The sequence below is a fragment of the Corynebacterium sp. TUM25015 genome, from assembly GCF_056393505.1.
This window is the reverse complement of record NZ_CM150783.1, coordinates 1,498,198-1,513,727: the sequence shown is the minus strand read 5'-3', so window position 1 is coordinate 1,513,727 and position 15,530 is coordinate 1,498,198. Positions and strand designations below refer to the sequence as shown.

General features: G+C 59.4%; 15 protein-coding genes. 2 read left to right on the top strand and 13 right to left on the bottom strand.

Annotation, left to right across the window (positions count from 1 at the left end; all coding sequences use genetic code 11):
• From rarD to lspA, 4 genes are read right to left on the bottom strand one after another with little or no spacing between them, the layout of a single operon-like run.
• Entirely contained in the window at positions 1–900 is a 900-nt protein-coding gene (rarD, locus tag AC06DS_RS06870; RefSeq protein ID WP_477100323.1) for an EamA family transporter RarD, read from the bottom strand.
• Positions 901–1,545 (bottom strand): hypothetical protein, encoded by a 645-nt coding sequence (locus AC06DS_RS06865; RefSeq protein ID WP_477100322.1) that lies wholly within the window; start codon positions 1,543–1,545, stop codon positions 901–903. It lies immediately after the preceding gene.
• The gene (locus AC06DS_RS06860) at positions 1,542–2,513 is read right to left on the bottom strand and encodes an RluA family pseudouridine synthase (RefSeq protein ID WP_448308099.1); all 972 of its coding nucleotides are present in this window, start codon (positions 2,511–2,513) and stop codon (positions 1,542–1,544) included. The genes AC06DS_RS06865 and AC06DS_RS06860 overlap by 4 nt, the downstream gene beginning before the upstream one ends.
• Positions 2,510–3,064: a signal peptidase II gene (lspA, locus tag AC06DS_RS06855; RefSeq protein ID WP_448308100.1), complete on the bottom strand. Its 555-nt coding sequence runs from the start codon at positions 3,062–3,064 to the stop codon at positions 2,510–2,512. The genes AC06DS_RS06860 and lspA overlap by 4 nt, the downstream gene beginning before the upstream one ends.
• 40 nt (positions 3,065–3,104) lie before the next feature.
• Here lspA and AC06DS_RS06850 point away from each other — a divergent pair, with 40 nt between their 5' ends.
• A complete protein-coding gene (locus AC06DS_RS06850) occupies positions 3,105–4,076 on the top strand; it encodes a DUF6263 family protein (RefSeq protein WP_477100321.1) in 972 nt (323 codons plus the stop codon).
• A 31-nt stretch (positions 4,077–4,107) separates the two neighbouring features.
• Here AC06DS_RS06850 and AC06DS_RS06845 read toward each other — a convergent pair whose 3' ends face one another.
• The 3 genes from AC06DS_RS06845 to AC06DS_RS06835 all read right to left on the bottom strand — a co-directional run bounded on the left by AC06DS_RS06845 (position 4,108) and on the right by AC06DS_RS06835 (position 6,436).
• Entirely contained in the window at positions 4,108–4,665 is a 558-nt protein-coding gene (locus AC06DS_RS06845; RefSeq protein ID WP_293791319.1) for a WKL family lipoprotein, read from the bottom strand.
• 311 nt (positions 4,666–4,976) lie between these two features.
• Positions 4,977–6,113: an MFS transporter gene (locus tag AC06DS_RS06840; RefSeq protein ID WP_477100320.1), complete on the bottom strand. Its 1,137-nt coding sequence runs from the start codon at positions 6,111–6,113 to the stop codon at positions 4,977–4,979.
• Positions 6,110–6,436: an ArsR/SmtB family transcription factor gene (locus AC06DS_RS06835; protein WP_293791321.1), complete on the bottom strand. Its 327-nt coding sequence runs from the start codon at positions 6,434–6,436 to the stop codon at positions 6,110–6,112. The genes AC06DS_RS06840 and AC06DS_RS06835 overlap by 4 nt, the downstream gene beginning before the upstream one ends.
• A 133-nt stretch (positions 6,437–6,569) precedes the next feature.
• Between AC06DS_RS06835 and AC06DS_RS06830 the strand changes: the two genes are divergently transcribed.
• Positions 6,570–7,562: an asparaginase gene (locus tag AC06DS_RS06830; RefSeq protein ID WP_477100319.1), complete on the top strand. Its 993-nt coding sequence runs from the start codon at positions 6,570–6,572 to the stop codon at positions 7,560–7,562.
• On the opposite strand, the gene AC06DS_RS06825 is transcribed toward AC06DS_RS06830, so the two are convergent.
• From AC06DS_RS06825 to AC06DS_RS06800, 6 genes are all read right to left on the bottom strand, one after another.
• Positions 7,540–8,886, bottom strand: a complete 1,347-nt coding sequence (locus AC06DS_RS06825) for a DNA polymerase IV (protein WP_477100318.1) — start codon at positions 8,884–8,886, stop codon at positions 7,540–7,542. The two genes, AC06DS_RS06830 and AC06DS_RS06825, sit on opposite strands and share 23 nt — an antisense overlap.
• Before the next feature lie 25 nt (positions 8,887–8,911).
• Complete coding sequence (gene ileS / locus AC06DS_RS06820; protein WP_477100317.1) at positions 8,912–12,106, bottom strand: isoleucine--tRNA ligase; 3,195 nt, start codon at positions 12,104–12,106, stop codon at positions 8,912–8,914.
• 357 nt (positions 12,107–12,463) lie between these two features.
• On the bottom strand, positions 12,464–12,622 hold the full coding sequence (locus AC06DS_RS06815) for a hypothetical protein (RefSeq protein WP_293791325.1): 159 nt from the start codon (positions 12,620–12,622) through the stop codon (positions 12,464–12,466).
• Positions 12,623–12,691: 69 nt separating this feature from the next.
• The gene (locus AC06DS_RS06810) at positions 12,692–13,858 is read right to left on the bottom strand and encodes a DivIVA domain-containing protein (RefSeq protein ID WP_477100316.1); all 1,167 of its coding nucleotides are present in this window, start codon (positions 13,856–13,858) and stop codon (positions 12,692–12,694) included.
• A gap of 625 nt (positions 13,859–14,483) precedes the next feature.
• The gene (locus tag AC06DS_RS06805) at positions 14,484–14,774 is read right to left on the bottom strand and encodes a YggT family protein (RefSeq protein WP_293791327.1); all 291 of its coding nucleotides are present in this window, start codon (positions 14,772–14,774) and stop codon (positions 14,484–14,486) included.
• A 95-nt stretch (positions 14,775–14,869) separates the two neighbouring features.
• Positions 14,870–15,490 (bottom strand): cell division protein SepF, encoded by a 621-nt coding sequence (locus AC06DS_RS06800; RefSeq protein ID WP_473963435.1) that lies wholly within the window; start codon positions 15,488–15,490, stop codon positions 14,870–14,872.
• Between the last annotated feature and the right edge of the window lie 40 nt (positions 15,491–15,530).

Genomic DNA, 15,530 nt, shown 5'->3' with positions numbered 1-15,530 from the left:
CTAGTCCGCTGCCTCTGCCGACTGCCCGCCGAGTTTCTTTACCCGCCGTACCCGTGGCGGGCGGTTGCGCAGCAGGTCGACGATGAACACAATCACCGCTATCCAGATCAATATGAAACCCACCCACCGGGCAGGTGCGATGTGTTCGTGGGTGACGAACACTGCCCAGAGCATCTGCAGCACGGGAGTGATGTATTGAATCATTCCCAAGCTGGTCAGCGATAGCTCCTGGGCGGCTCGGGCAAAGCACAGTAGAGGCAGGGCTGTCACTACACCGGCTGTTACTAGCAGCAGTGCATGGCCGACACCGAATTGGACGAAAGTATTGCTGCCCTGGGACTGTAGGAACCACAAGTAGATCAGTCCTACCGGCGCCAGGACAAGAGTCTCGGCGGTAAGGGACTGTGTGGGCGTCAACCTCACCTGCTTTTTAACAAGCCCATAGAAGCCGAAGCTAAACGCCAATCCCAAAGAAATGATTGGCGGCGAACCCAGCGCCACGGTAAGAACGACGACGGCGAGGGTCGCGACGCCGACGGACACCAGCTGCAGGCGGCGTAGCCTCTCTCGCAGGACGATCACACCCAACAACACGCTGACCAGCGGGTTGATGAAGTACCCGAGGGCGGCATCGGCAACGTGGTCATTGTTCACTGCATAGATGTACAGCCCCCAGTTCACGCTGATTAGCAGTGCTGCCGCAGTCACGATCGCCCACTGGCGGCCCGTAATAGTCCGCATTTGCTTCAGTCCGCGCACAGCGGCGAGCAGCAGAAGCATGAACACCAGCGTCCACACAAAGCGGTGCGCCAGAATCTCCGTGGGGCTTGCCGGTTGTAGCAGAGGGAAGAACGCGGGGAACAACCCCCACATCAGGTAGGCCGCCAGGCCCCAAATCATCTATCTCACTCCCATAGGTCGGATTCCAATGCGCCCATACGCCGCGTCCGGTGCGGCGGGTTCCACGGCATACGCACGCGTGGCCAGCTCGCGCAGCTGGTCAGGCGTGGCATGTACCAGCACTCCATCGATACGCAGTTTCTCGGGCTGAGTCTGTGCACCGCGGGCAATATGTGACATCGCTTGATTGATCACATCGGCACGGGTGCGCCCCACCGCAGGTTCCGGTAGAACCGCCTGCGCAGTTGCACCGAAGTAAAGGGTACTCACCCGCGCATCGATGCCTTTCACTAGTTCGATTACTTCCCGGGCATCCCACGGGTGCTGCGGGTCGGGGGAAACCAGCGCCCAACGCGGTTCATCACCAGCCATCTGTTCTAACTGACCGTGCGCAAAGTCCCGATACCCCGCCGGTGTTCCTTCAAAGGGGCCGAGTTGATCACCGTTGATATTCGGCGGTGCGGAGGTCAGGTCGGAGGTGCTCATGGCGATGACGCCACATCCCATCGCAATAAGACATACCCCGGACAGCCACGCCACCCAGGCGGGTCGGCGGGTGTCCTCCCAATCCAACTGACGCTGCCGCTTTTTATTCGCCTTCAGCTGTTGGGGGTTGCGCCCCCGATACCGCTGCGGGTCACTCACGAATGCTGTCCCTCCCTGCTGGTGGGCGAGGCGATGCCGTTGGCATCGCGGAGCCGGTCGAGGGCCTGCTGCAAATCCTGTGGGTAAGGCGAGCGCACAGTCTTCCACGTTCCATCCGGGTGGGGAAATCCCAGTTCCACGGCGTGGAGCCACTGGCGAGTAAGCCCCAGTCTTTCGGACAGTTTCGGATCGCTGCCATACATCGGGTCGCCGCACAGAGGATGGTGCAAAGCGGAAAAGTGAACACGGATCTGGTGAGTGCGCCCAGTCTGCAGCTTTACTTCCAGCAAGCTCGCCTGACGGTGCGCCTCCAGGGTGTCGTAGTGCGTAATGGCATGCTTGCCATCCTCGCGCACGCTGAAACGCCACCCGGCTGATGGGTGACGGCCGATCGGCGCATCAATGGTGCCGGACGTTGGATCCGGGTGTCCCTGTACCAGAGCGTGATAGGTCTTGGACACTTCTCGATCGCGAAAGGCATTCTTCAACACGGTGTAAGCGCGCTCGCTGGCGGCGACAACCATTACCCCGGAAGTACCGACGTCCAGGCGTTGAACAATTCCTTTGCGCTCCGGTGGTCCAGAGGTGGAAATGCGAAAACCCGCCGCGGCCAAACCGGAAGTTACCGTTGGGCCTTCCCAACCGACGGTGGGGTGCGCTGCCACCCCCACCGGCTTATCGACCACGATGACGTCCTCATCGGAATAGAGGATTTCCATGCCTTCAACGTGGCGGGCAGGCTCTGCAGCTAGATCCCTTGGAGGGGCTGGCAAGGTGACATCCAACCAGGCCCCGGCCACCAACCGGTCCGACTTCCCCACCGGTTGCTGATCCTGCAGAATATCTCCGTCAGCTGCGAGCTCCGCTACCACGGTACGGCTCAGCCCAAGGAGTTTGGATAGGCCGGAATCCACGCGCATGCCGGCCAGCCCATCGGGCACGGGCATTACTCGGTTCTCCCGCGTCATCGGCTCACCTCCTCGCTCTCCGGATCCTGGTTACCTGCGGCGCCATTACCTTCTTTTGCTTCGCGCTCGGATTTCACATGATTCGCCGGTTCGATAAAAAATGCATAGATCAGATAGCACGCCACGCCGACGGTGATGGCGGCGTCGGCAATATTAAAGATGGCAAAGCTGCCGAAAGACAGAAAGTCCACCACGTGTCCGTGCATTCCCCCAGGCTCCCGGAAGATACGGTCGATGAGGTTGCCGGCCGCACCGCCGCCGATCAGGCCAATGGGTAGCGCTCCTGCCATGAAGCGGGTGCGCAGTGCCAAAATTATGCAAGCGATAAAGGCAGCCAGTTGAAAGAATGAAAAGACGATTGTGGCGCTGGTTCCCATGGAAAATGCAGCGCCAGGATTGCGCACCAAGTAGAGGCGAAAGAACTCCCCAAGGACGGGGTATGCCCGCTGTGGCTCGAGATTCTCGACGACCGCCCATTTGGTGATCTGGTCGACGGCGATGATCCCGAACATCAGGGTCAAGGCTGCGAAAGATGCGCGTTTCGAAGTCACGCTTATTCAGTCTAATGTCCGCCTGTTACGCTGTGAACTTGTGGGTATTTCTAGCAAGTCCGCGCTGGCTATATGCAGCGCCATAGGCCTGGCCTTCGCGGCCGTTGGATGCTCCGACTCTGAGCAGCCGCAATCTAAACCGGCTGACGTGGCCGTGCCGGGTGTCAAGGTAGAACTGCAAAACCGTGGTTCTACACCGCAGGAACCAATTGCATGGTTCTCACAAGAGGGCAACCAAGAGGTCATTTTCCGAGCCACCCAAGGTTTCGCACAGCACACGCTGGGGGCAAAAAAGGAATCTGAGAACCGCTCCGAAAAGGAGCCGAATACTAGCGCCACGGTGCCCCACGACGAGCAGCCGGATGTCGCCGAACTGGAATACGACGAGGTCACGATGGATCTGCCCTTGTCGGCCGAGGTGACGACGGACGGCAAGGGTCGCGAAACGGACGTTACCGTGGGCGCCCCTAGCGGCACGAATGACAAAAAGAACGAGGACATCGCCACCGCCGAGGGCTTTAAGATGCACGCGGCACAGGAGGTCGATGGTCGCACGACCTCTCGCAGCTACACTGCTCCCGACGGTGCGAGCCAGACGGCTCGAGCCAGCGTGGAATCAGCGTTGAGTCAGATGAACGACTACCCGCTAATCTTCCCCGCCGAGCCAGTGGGCGTGGGCGCAAAGTGGACGGTCTCCAACCGTGTGGATGGCGACATTTCCATGTCGCAGACCATCACCTATACCCTGCTGGAACGCCAAGGGCAGTCGGTTACTTTGAAGGTCGATGTGCAGCGTCGCCCGGCGGTATCCACGCTTGCGCAGACCGATCTAAAGGTTCTGAAATCAAACACCAAGTCCACCGGTCAGATTGCATTGGACTTAAATAAGGTGCTGCCCACTCGGGGTCATATCAACGTCACGACCGAGATCACCTATGGCCGTGACGACTCTCCGGCTCGCGTGGTGCAAACCACCACGTCGAAGTCAGAGTGGAAGCCGGCGAAAAAGTAAAAGCGTCTAGCTATAGCTGGTTGCAGCTAACTTAGACCTCTTTACACATCGGCGGCACCTGATCCGGCAGGACGTTTTCCACCAGGGTGCAGGCCCAGCCCTGGTCCAGCTTCCACTTTCCGTCTTCGTTGACAAACTCAACGTCGCTCACGACGTGCGGTTCCTGGCCGGGCACGGTGAGGTTTACGGTGGCGTTCACGTTGCCGGGGTTCAGGCTCGGCAGCACGGGCTCTACCACCTCGAGGGTCGCATTGGACTCGGTGCGGGACTTCGTCAGGGCGTCAAAAAGTTCCGGTGCTTTGTCGCCGTTGACGACCGTGTCCACCTTTTGGTCAGTCGGTACGTTCGGGTCAACCGCGCGGTTCAGCACGCCCGCCAGCTCCTGAACGGTCGGGGTTTCATCCTGCGCTGCACCGGAGGACTCAGCGCCACTGGAAGCTTGAGAGCTGGATGCCGAGGAGGCCTTGTCGGAGGAATCGTCGTCATTGCCGCAAGCCGACAGGGTCAGCCCGGCGGCCAAGACGGCAGAGATGGCCGTTGCGCGAGCAAAGACTTTTTTACCGCGAGAGTTGCGCAGGGTAGAACGCACGAAAATGCTCCTTCAATGGATAGACATGGTTAGACATGTTTGGACATGGATGGACTATGTGACGCTGATAAAAGTGTGTAGTCAGCGGTACAACCCTCAAATAAAAGGGGAACTAATTGTCGACTATACAAGCCATGCTGTTGCAGATGTTATTCGTGTGACTTGCGCTAGCGTAGCCAGTCGTTGAGTTCACCGCGGCGCTCTGCCTGATTTTGATACGCGCACCAACGGATTGGCCCATCCCATGGGCGAATCGGAGTCTCAGTTGTGTATTTTGCTGGAAGAGTATCCCTGTACCTTCGCCTTCACAACTATTCTGTGGCGTTCATGCGTTGCCGAGCAATCTGACAAACTAACGCCATCAAAGCTACGCCCGCCGCGGAAGCACAGAGAACGGTCGGCGTCGCGTGTACAGCAACGAGTAGCGACCCGAAGATAGCCCCCAGTCCGGATCCCAAGTAGTTAGCGGAAGCATTTGCAGCCACAGCCGTGGCACCGTCGGTCGGGTTCGTCTGCAGCAAGATATGCTGCTGGGGCGCGAGCGATGCCCATCCGCACATTCCCCAGACAAACAAGCTCGCGATCATGATCCAGGCGGTCTGACCTTGCGTCGTGCCAAGCAGCGCACAGGTGAGGAGCACGAGAATGAGCACGCTCAGGCGCAGCGGATCGCGTCGGTCCATAAGTCGGCCAATACCTAATGCTCCCACCGCTCCCCCAACGCCCCACACCCAGATCGCAAGAGTCTGGTGGGACGCGAGGCTTCCCGCTGACAAGATCACGGTCATGTACGTGTAAAGCCCCAAAGAAGCGACACCAGTCAGCAGAGTAACGGTGACCGTGAGTAGGTTCTTGGGTCGAGCAATTGATCGCAGGCGCTCGCGGGCACCCGAAGCGGGGATCGCTGGCAGCTCAGTTCCGCGCAGAGCAGTTCCCGCTAGTGCGGCACCACCAATAGCTGCGATCAAAAGTACGGCGGCTCGCCACCCCCAGTGCTGTGCTAACGCCAGACCGGTTGGGACGCCAAATACGGTACCGACCGCCAAACCTGCAAGAACTAGCGCCAATGCACGTCCGCGATGCGCTTCCCCTGCGATCTCCGCCGCAACTGCGGATGACAGCGGTGAATACACGCCCGCAGCTGCGCCAGCCACCACTCGGGTGGCTAGGAAAAACGCAATAGACGGTGAGAGCGCCGTGGTCAGGTTTGCCACGGTGAAGATCAGCAAGCACACAATTAGGCTCTGGCGTGACCGCCTCCCCGCATGTCCGGCCAGTAAAGGTCCTGCTATCGCATATGCCCCTGTGAATGCCGCTACTCCCAGGCCGACAGTGGCCTCGCGCGCATCCAAAGATGCGGCGATAGGGGGAAGGAGTCCCGCGACGACATAGGCGTCTAGCCCGAGCGCAACACTGCCCATTACAAACGGCCAGAGCCGCCCCATCATGCCTGTCCCTCCTCAGGGACAGCATTGGCCACTACAGCAGAAAGAAGACCGGGGAATAAGCGATCGAGGTCCTCGCTCCTCATTCGGATTAGACATGCGCGACCTTCACCTCTGGTCCATGTAACCCCTGCCTCCCGCAACATTCGGGTGTGGTACGTCAGTGTCGACCGTGGCAGGTCGTCCGCAAGCTCGAGACTATCGTGCTCGCGCCCGTCAGCCAGACGACGAATCATTTCGAGACGCGTGGGGTCACTCAAGGCGGCCAGCACCCTGGCCAGGGTGATTTCATCAGTCTCTGGGTGGTGATACTTGCGAGGGGACATGGAACCTCCTTGGATCGTGCAGGAATACTTGCATGTTAATCATGCAAGTATTCCTGCACAACTCCATTCGCTTTAACAGCCCTTGATCAACGCCCCCGATGAGGCACGCCTAGGCGTCGCGTACATTAGGCACATGACTTCCAGCGCCTCGCGAAATCGTCCACAGATTCCCATCCTCGGCACCGGTGGCACCATCAGCTGCACCCACTCCCCTGACGGCGATCTTGTACCGTCGCTGGCCTGCTCGGATATCGTTGGTCAAGCTCATATTCCCCAGGGGGTCGAGCCCGTCGCACACGACATCATGAGCATCGATTCCAGCTCGATCACCCTCCCCCAAATCGATGAGCTCATCGGCCACATCAACAGCTTCTGCTCCCCTGCCCCAATCGGCATTGTGGTGCTGCACGGCACGGACACAATGGAGGAATCCGCCGTCGCCGCTGCATGCGCACTACAACTGCCGTGCCCCGTCGTGTTTACGGGCGCTCAGCGCCCAGGTGATGACGCCACACCGGACGGCCCGGCCAACCTTTCCCGCGCGTTAGCTGCACTGGCCACTGGGGAACTCGATCCGGGTGTCCATATAGTCTTTGGAGACTCCATCGTAGCCGCTCGTGGGGCCTATAAGGCCCACACCACTGCGGATACCGCCTTCCGCAATGCCCTGGCGGATTCCAACGTGGCGCAGGATTCAGCATCACGTCCTTTTAAGTCCTCCGACGCACCGAATCCTCCGCGGATTGCCGGTCTGTTCGTGCCCATCATCACTACCTTCGCAGGTGATGACGGCCAGCTCCTCCGCGCCTTGCACGAACGGGATAGGAAAGAGGGCACTGTAGATGGTCTGGTGTTGGCTGCAATGGGGTCGGGCAATATTCCCACCGCCGTGGCTGAAGAGCTGACGACCTGGCGCGCCAGTCGACGTGCGCTGAACCGCGCCGACCTGCCTGTGGTGGTATGCAGTCGCGTGCCCACGGGAGGGGTTTCCTTCGTTTATGGCGGCACCGGCGGCGGAGCGCAGCTGGCGCGAGATGGCCTCCGAAGTGGAGGCGCATTGCGACCCAGCCAGGCACGTATCGAGCTCCTATACGAGCTTGCTGCTACTCCTCCATCAGGCCGCTGAGATCCCACCCCAGACTATCCAGCGGATCAGCAGGGCTAAGGTCTGGATCGTCGATGCGGAAGGTGCGGGTCTTCCCCGGCCCGGTCGCAGCGGTTTCGAAGCGCACGCTAACCACCCCGTTGCCGGCTCCCTGCACCCATCCGTGGCCGTACTCCACGTGCGATACATCCTGGGTGGCATGCCAGGCCGGATGAACCGTGATGGCGTCATCAGTAAAAGCAGCAACACCAGAATCAGTAGGCTGATCAGCGACAATAGGTAGGGGTGGACCGTCGAGTTCGGGGAAGAGTAGCTCCTGACGATCGGCGACAAGTCCGGATACGCTCACTCCGACGAGGCGAAAGGCACCGGCTTCCTCCGGACGCGGCATGAGACGCTGGGCGAGGGCAAAGATTTTATCGAAGTCCTCTGTCGGCGCTGGCAAACCGGCGGACTTCGTGTGCAGTTGGAAGTCCGTGGTGCGGGTCTTGACCGTCACGGTGCGGGCAGCACGGCCGTCTTTAAGCAAACGGCGGTGCATAGCTTGCGCGGTCTCGTGGAGTACGCGCATGGCTTCGGCAGTAGTTCGCGCATCGGTCTGCAATGTTCTTTCAGCGCTGACCTGCTTGGCGGGCGCGCGGGGTGCCACGGGCCGCGGATCATCCCCGGCGGCCATGCGTTGCATCTCTGCGCCGACGGATCCTAAGGCACCTCGAATATCCTCTACGTCGGCGACTACAAATTGGCCGATCGTTTCGATCCCCATGGTGTGCAGCTTCCCCTGCGCAACTTTGCCGATGCCCCATATGTCGCCTACAGGTCGGTTCGCGAAGATCTCCATGCGTTGCTCTGGCGGCACCACAAATACTCCATGGGGTTTCGCTAGGTCACTGGCCATTTTTGCATCCAGCTTCGTGGCCGCCATGCCGACGGACGCAGGCAGGCCGGTTTCTTCCTCCACCCTGGCCTGTAGTTTTTCCGCCCACGCGCGGGCCTCGGCTACACTGCCAAGCCCCTGGGGTTCGGCAAAGCCCTCGTCCACGGAGAGCTGCTCCACTACCCCGGCGTGGGCACGGATAACTTGGAAAATGCGTCGCGAGGCGGTGGTATACACCTCCTTGCGTGGAAGCACAACCACCGCGCGATGGTTGCATAGGCGCACGGCCTGACCCATCGGCATTGCAGAGCGGGCGCCGTAGGCTCGCGCTTCATAGGATGCGCCTGCCACGACCCCGCGCCCGCCCAGCCCGCCGACGAGTACCGGACGACCGCGCAGAGTGGGCCGGGTGAGCTGCTCGACGGAGGCAAAGAATGCGTCCATGTCGATGTGAGCTACCCAGCGCATGTGCGTACCCTGTGGGCCTATTTCTTTATGACGCCACCGTGATGTCAGCCGAGCAACCGTCGGCGACGTCGTGGCTAAGCTGCTCGCCGACGACGATCTTCACGTCCGTGGCCAGCACCTCCTTGCCGATGGTGTCCGTGTGGGTGTGGGCCCACTCTTCCTTGTCTGCAGGCACGGAAAGGGTCAGGTGGATCCGGTCGCTTACCTGCAGATCGGCAGCCTTGCGGGCTTCCTGCACGCCGCGCACGCGGTCAGCGGCCCAGCCTTCGGCTTCCAGCTCCGGTGTGGTCTGAGTGTCCAGAACAACCAAGCCGTCGTGGCCGGAAACCTCAGCAGTGTGCTCCGGGTCAGCGGCGACGAGCTTGCGGGTGAACTCCCCATCCTGCAGCTCAATGCCATCCGCAGCGACAACACCAGCATCGTCGACGGTGTAGTTGCCGGACTTCACTGCCTTGATCACACGCTGGACATCCTTGCCCAGGCGTGGGCCAGCCACACGGGCGTTCACGACAACATCGAAGCTGCCGACCTTCGCTACGTCCTCGGTGAGCTCCACCTGCTTGACGTTCACCTCGTCGGCGATGATCTGCGTAAAGTCCTCCAACGCGTTGGCATTGGGCAGCGCTACGGTCAGCTTGGGCAATGGCAGGCGGTTACGCAGCTTGTGTGCCTTACGCAGGGAGCTCGTAGCGGAGCTAACGGCGCGAACAGCATCCATTGCAGCTACCAGCTCGGCATCAGCCGGCAACGCATCGGCCTGTGGGAAATCCGCAAGGTGTACGGAACGCTCGCCAGTCAGGCCGCGCCAAATAACCTCGGTAGTCATCGGCAGCAGCGGTGCAGCAGTGCGGCACAGCGTCTCCAAGACGGTGTAGAGGGTGTTGAAGGCCTCGGGGTGAACGGTGTCGCCCGCCCAGAAGCGGTCGCGGGAGCGGCGAACATACCAGTTAGTCAATGCGTCACAGAACCAGCGAATCTCGTCGCAAGCGGTGGCAATGTCCGTGTTGTTCAGCGCGTCGGTCACGCCCTGCACCGTGTCACGCAGCTTCGCCAGAATGTAGCGATCCAACACGTTGGTGGACGAGGTATCGTACTGCGCCGGCTGGGAAGCATAGAGGCGCAGGAAGGAGTAGGCGTTCCACATCGGCAGCATCGCCTGACGCACGCCCTCGCGGATGCCCTGCTCGGTGACGATCAGGTTACCGCCGCGCAGGATCGGCGAGCTCATCAGGAACCAGCGCATAGCGTCCGAACCGTCACGATCAAAGACCTCGTTGACGTTCGGGTAGTTGCCCTTGGACTTACTCATCTTCAGCCCGTCGTCACCCAGCACGATGCCGTGTGCGACGACCTTCTTGAACGCCGGCCGGTCGAACAGTGCCGTAGACAGCACGTGCATGGTGTAGAACCAGCCGCGGGTCTGTCCGGAGTACTCCACGATAAAGTCCGCCGGGGAATGGCTATCGAACCACTCCTTGTTCTCGAACGGGTAGTGCTTCTGTGCGAAGGGCATCGAACCGGACTCGAACCAGCAGTCCAGTACCTCCGGTACACGGCGCATGGTGGACTTGCCCGTCGGATCATCCGGGTTCGGGCGGGTTAGCTCGTCAATATCCGGGCGGTGCAGGGAGGCTGGCTTACGGCCGAAGTCACGCTCCAATTCCTCCAAAGAGCCGTATACATCCATGCGTGGGTACTCCTCGGAGTCGGAGACCCACACCGGAATCGGTGCACCCCAGTAACGGTTGCGGGAGATGTTCCAATCGCGTGCGCCCTCCAGCCACTTGCCGAACTGGCCGTCGCGAATGTGGGAGGGCATCCACTCGATCTGCTCGTGGTTCAGTTCCACCATGCGGTCGCGGAACTTCGTGACCTCAACGAACCAGGACGGAAGTGCCATGTAGATCAACGGCTCGCCGGAGCGCCACGAGTGCGGGTAGGAGTGCTCGATCGTCTGGTGGCGGAGCACTCGGCCGGCGGCCTTCAGATCCTTAATGATGTCCTTGTTGGCGTCAAAGACCAGCTGGCCTTCATAGTCAGGGACTTGGGCGGTGAACTTGCCGTCCATGTCCACCGGGATGACCAGCTCGATATCTGCCTTCTGGCAGGTGTTCATATCGTCTTCACCGAACGCAGGAGCCTGGTGAACCACGCCGGTTCCGTCCTCAGTGGTGACATAGTCTGCGCTCAGGATCTGGAAGCCATTGTGCAGATCCTTGAAGTAGTCGAACACTGGGCTGTAGGTGAACCCAACCAGCTTTTCGCCGGGGAAGGTCGCCAGAACCTCGTGGTCTTCGCCTAGCTCCTTGCTGTAGGCACCCAGCAGGGCCTCCGCCAGGACCAGTTTCTGGCCAGCGAAGCCCTCGGTTCCCTTCTCTCCTACCTTGACCAGGGCATAGGTAACCTGAGGGTTCACAGCGAGCGCGGAGTTCGACGGAAGGGTCCACGGGGTGGTGGTCCATGCGATGGCGGATGCGTCGGAGAGCTCTGGGTGCTCAGCCAGCGTAGCTTCAGCAGCAGTTCCGGCATTCGCACCGGTCAGCGGCATGGTGACGGTCAGAGTCGGATCCTGACGCATCTTGTAGGAATCATCTAGGCGGGTTTCCTGATTGGACAGCGGAGTGTGCTCAGCCCAGGAGTACGGCAGCACGCGGAAGCCCTGGTAGATCAAGCCTTTGTCGTAGAGGTTCTTAAAGGCCCACATGACGGATTCCATAAAGCCCGGATCCATCGTTTTGTAGCCGTTGTCGAAGTCCACCCAGCGAGCCTGGCGAGTGACGTATTCCTTCCATTCATCCGTGTAACGCAGTACGGACGATGCACAGTACTCGTTGAAGGAGCGCATGCCCATCTCTTCGATGCCAGCGCGATCCTTGATGCCTAGCTGCTTTTCCGCCTCCAATTCGGCGGGCAGGCCGTGGCAATCCCAGCCGAAAACGCGAGCGACCTTCTTGCCCTGCATGGTCTGGTAGCGCGGCACGATGTCCTTGACGTAGCCGGTAAGAAGGTGCCCGTAGTGCGGTAGACCATTGGCAAAGGGCGGGCCATCGTAGAAAACGTATTCTTCATTGCCTTCGCGGGCGGAAACGGATTCATTAAACGTGCCGTCCTTGGCCCAGTACTCGAGAACGTTCTCCTCGAGAGCAGGAAAGGCAGTCGAGCCGCCGTTGGACATATCGACGCGCGGGTAGGCGCCGCCAGCTGGGGTTGCTTCGCTCATGGTGGTTCCTATTTCTGTTCTGTTTTTCTTAATGACGCCCACAGCGGTGCTGCCGACGAGCATGTCATAGAAACAGGGACGCTTCGAGCCAACAAAGGCCTAAAACGCGGTACCACCCTGATTGGCGTAATCCGCCCACTTCTTCTCTTACGGCTGTGACGTGCCGCGACTCCGCCTGGTTCTAATGAGTATCCCTACCTCCTCGCCTAAGCGAAGTGAGGTGAAAACACCGTTCTTCCAGGAACGCTCCCCGATGATGGTCGGATCATTGCGTGTGGTTTTCTTTCTATTCAGTTACGGATCCCAGCCTACACGGCGCAAGTGGGGATCTTTGATTCAAGTCTCAGTTTGCTTGTTTTAGCGTTTGTGGTGGCGAATCAGGTCGTAAATGAACAGAGCCACGCCTAGCGCAGCTACAGCCACGCAGATCCAGGCCCAGGTGGTGGACCCGACCGCGAGGCTGACCACCAGCGCTATAAACCCGACAACCGCCAGGAGGATGGCTGCGAAAAGCATGTTCCAAATCCTCCTGGCGGTTGCGTTGGGGCTTAAAGGGCTAGTGGGGTCAACGAAAACTAGTTGCTACTAGTTGTTCTGACCCTCTACCTCGATGGAGCCGGCAGGTGCAGCGGTGCCGCGGCTGTTGAGCTCTTCCAGCTGGGACTCCAGGAAGGTCTTCAGGCGGGTACGGTACTCGCGCTCGTAGGTACGCAGTTCCTCGATGCGTGCCTCGAGGGTAGCCTGCTGCTTCTTTACCGTGTTCATGATCTCGGTGTGCTTGCGTTCTGCGTCTTCCTGCAGCGCATTTGCCTTCTCCTGTGCGGAGCGGATCTGCGCCTGGGACTGAGCGGTGGCGTCGGAGATCATAACCTCGGACTTCTGCTTGGCGTCGGCCAGCTGTGCGCTCGACTTCTCCTCCGCGTCGGCCAGCATCTTCTCGGAACGGGTCTTCGCGTCGGACAGCTGAGCCTCGGAGCGCTTCTGGGCATCTGCCAGGATGTTCTTGGAGCTAAAGTCCGCATCGTCGATGGTCTTCTTCGCAGTAGCGCGAGCCTCTTCCAGCATGCTAGAAGACTCGGCCTTAGCATCGCCGGTCAGGCGGTCTGCCATCTCCTGTGCCAGGGACAGAACGCGAGCTGCCTGCATGTGGGTTTCGGCAGTTGCGACGCCGGACTTGCCATCGCCGGAGGCTGCACCAGCCGGTACTGCAGCGGCGGCCTGAGCCGGAGCCTGTTTCTTTGCCTCTTCTGCGCGCTTCTCAGCCTGCGCAGCGCGCTCCTCGGCAGCCTTAAGCTTTGCTTCGTAGTCAGCCTTGATCTTCTTCTCGATCTCAGCAGCGTTCGGCTGTGCTGCATCCGCGCCCTGAGGCTGAGAGCTGCTCAGCTTAGCCTGTGCTTCAGCAGCTTCTGCGCGGGCGTCCTTACGAGCCTGCTCCAGCTTGGTGGAGTACTCGGACTCGAACTTGCCACGCAGCTCGGTCTCGATCTGGCGACGCAGTGCTGCCTCGTCAACCTTAGAGACACCTGCGGCTCCGACGGCGCTCGCGGCACCTGCAACACCGGCACCCTTGGCAGAGCCAGACTCCAGCTGCTCGACCTTCAGCTTGAGGTCGGAGTTCTCATCCTGCAGTTCCGCAAGAGTGTCCTCCACGAGATCCAGGAACTGGTCGACCTCGTCCTCGTTGTAACCACGCTTGCCGATCGGCGGCTTGCTAAAAGCTACGTTGTGCACATCAGCCGGAGTGAGTGGCATAGGTTGTACCTTTCCCTTTCGGATTGCCTCAAAGTGCTAGAAGGCGTTCGCAACAGTAATGAACTATTGATGGTTTATGAAACAGCTACAAAGCATACCAGTTTCCATCGGGACAGTCTCAACTTCAGATAGAGATTGACCCCTAGCCCTAGAATAACTTTAATTTACGAACACCACATCTGTATCACAGGCTACACTCCACCCCCACAGGCACCCCCCATAGAAGATCTTCTATCCTTTTTTGGAGAATGCGTAACACTCGCCAGTGGCGAGCGTTCTAACAGATGACGGAAAAAGGAAAACCGCCACCGGCTAGGACCCACATTCCCAACCAGTAGCGGTTTCCGTCACTACACACGACATCTCCGCAGCCTCACTCACGTACCGCGAAGATGTCCTTAATATTAGTGTCTTGAACGATTATTCACAACAGTCTTGTGATTATTTGTCGCCATCCCTCCCCCATTAGCCACCCCCTTAATTTTAGGCTCCAAAGAAACTGCTGGAAGCAGCTTCAATAGTGAACTTTAGCGAGCTTTGTACCCGCTAGCTTACTCCCCTCATCACCCCCAATTCAGGGTTAGATCTGGCGGGTTTGTACTCGCACTGAGGGCATACTGAGGGCTTAGCGAATAAACGCTCCCAGCAACATGCTCAACAGCTGAAGTCCGAAGAAGAGAACTAATACGGAGACATCCAATCCCACTCCCCCAAGTTGGATCGGAGGAATCAGCTTGCGCAACGCCTTGACCGGAGGGTCGGTAAGAACAAACAAGGGTTCCGCCACGATGGTGAACCAACGCTGTGGTCGCCAATTACGCGAGAACGATTGAATCATCTCAATGATGATGCGCAGAATCAGGATCAGCACATACAGGCGAATCAGCCACAGCAGCACAAGCAGGATTTCGTTCACTTACAACAGCTCTTTCTACCAATGAAAGCCCGGCCGATGCATTCCGACGCGGGCTATTACTGGCTAACGACGATTGTCCAAAGGATCTTAAAAACTTAGATGGTCTCCGCGATGGCGTCCAGCTGATCCTGGGCCAGGGTCACGCCCTTCGGCAGCAAGATGAAGTTACGCACACCCTTTAGCTTCTTCAGCTGAGCATCCAGGCCACGGCTCAGGCCTGCAGCGAAATCCAGAACACGCTTAGCTTCGCCCTTTTCCATACCGCTCAGGGAAAAGACAACAACTTCACGTGCCTTCAGGTTCTCCACTAGTTCGCCCGCCTGGGTGTAAGAGCTCAAGGTGAAAGACACGAATGCCGAAGGATCCTTCTCCTCGGCGGCTGCGCCGGAGTAAGAGGAGGAGTAGCCGGAGTCAAAGGTGGCGTCAGAATCAGCGAAGCTTGAGCCACGAGAAGAGTAACGATCCTCGCGATCCGAGAACTCGGAACGGCTATAACGATCACCGCGCTCACCACGCTCCGCACGATCCAAGTGATCACGGTGATCGCGGTCCGAACGGGAGCGGTAGGAAGGCTCGTGTACATCGCGATCGGCACGGTCTGCACGGTCGGAACGATCACGGGAACCGTAGCCGTCGCTGTAGTAATCGGCATCGTAGGATTCCACGGGATCAAAACCGAAGAAGCGCTTGGTCTTGTCCATAAAGTTGTCTGCCATTGCTCTTGAGGAACCTTCCGTTGCTAGTTTTTCGAGGGTG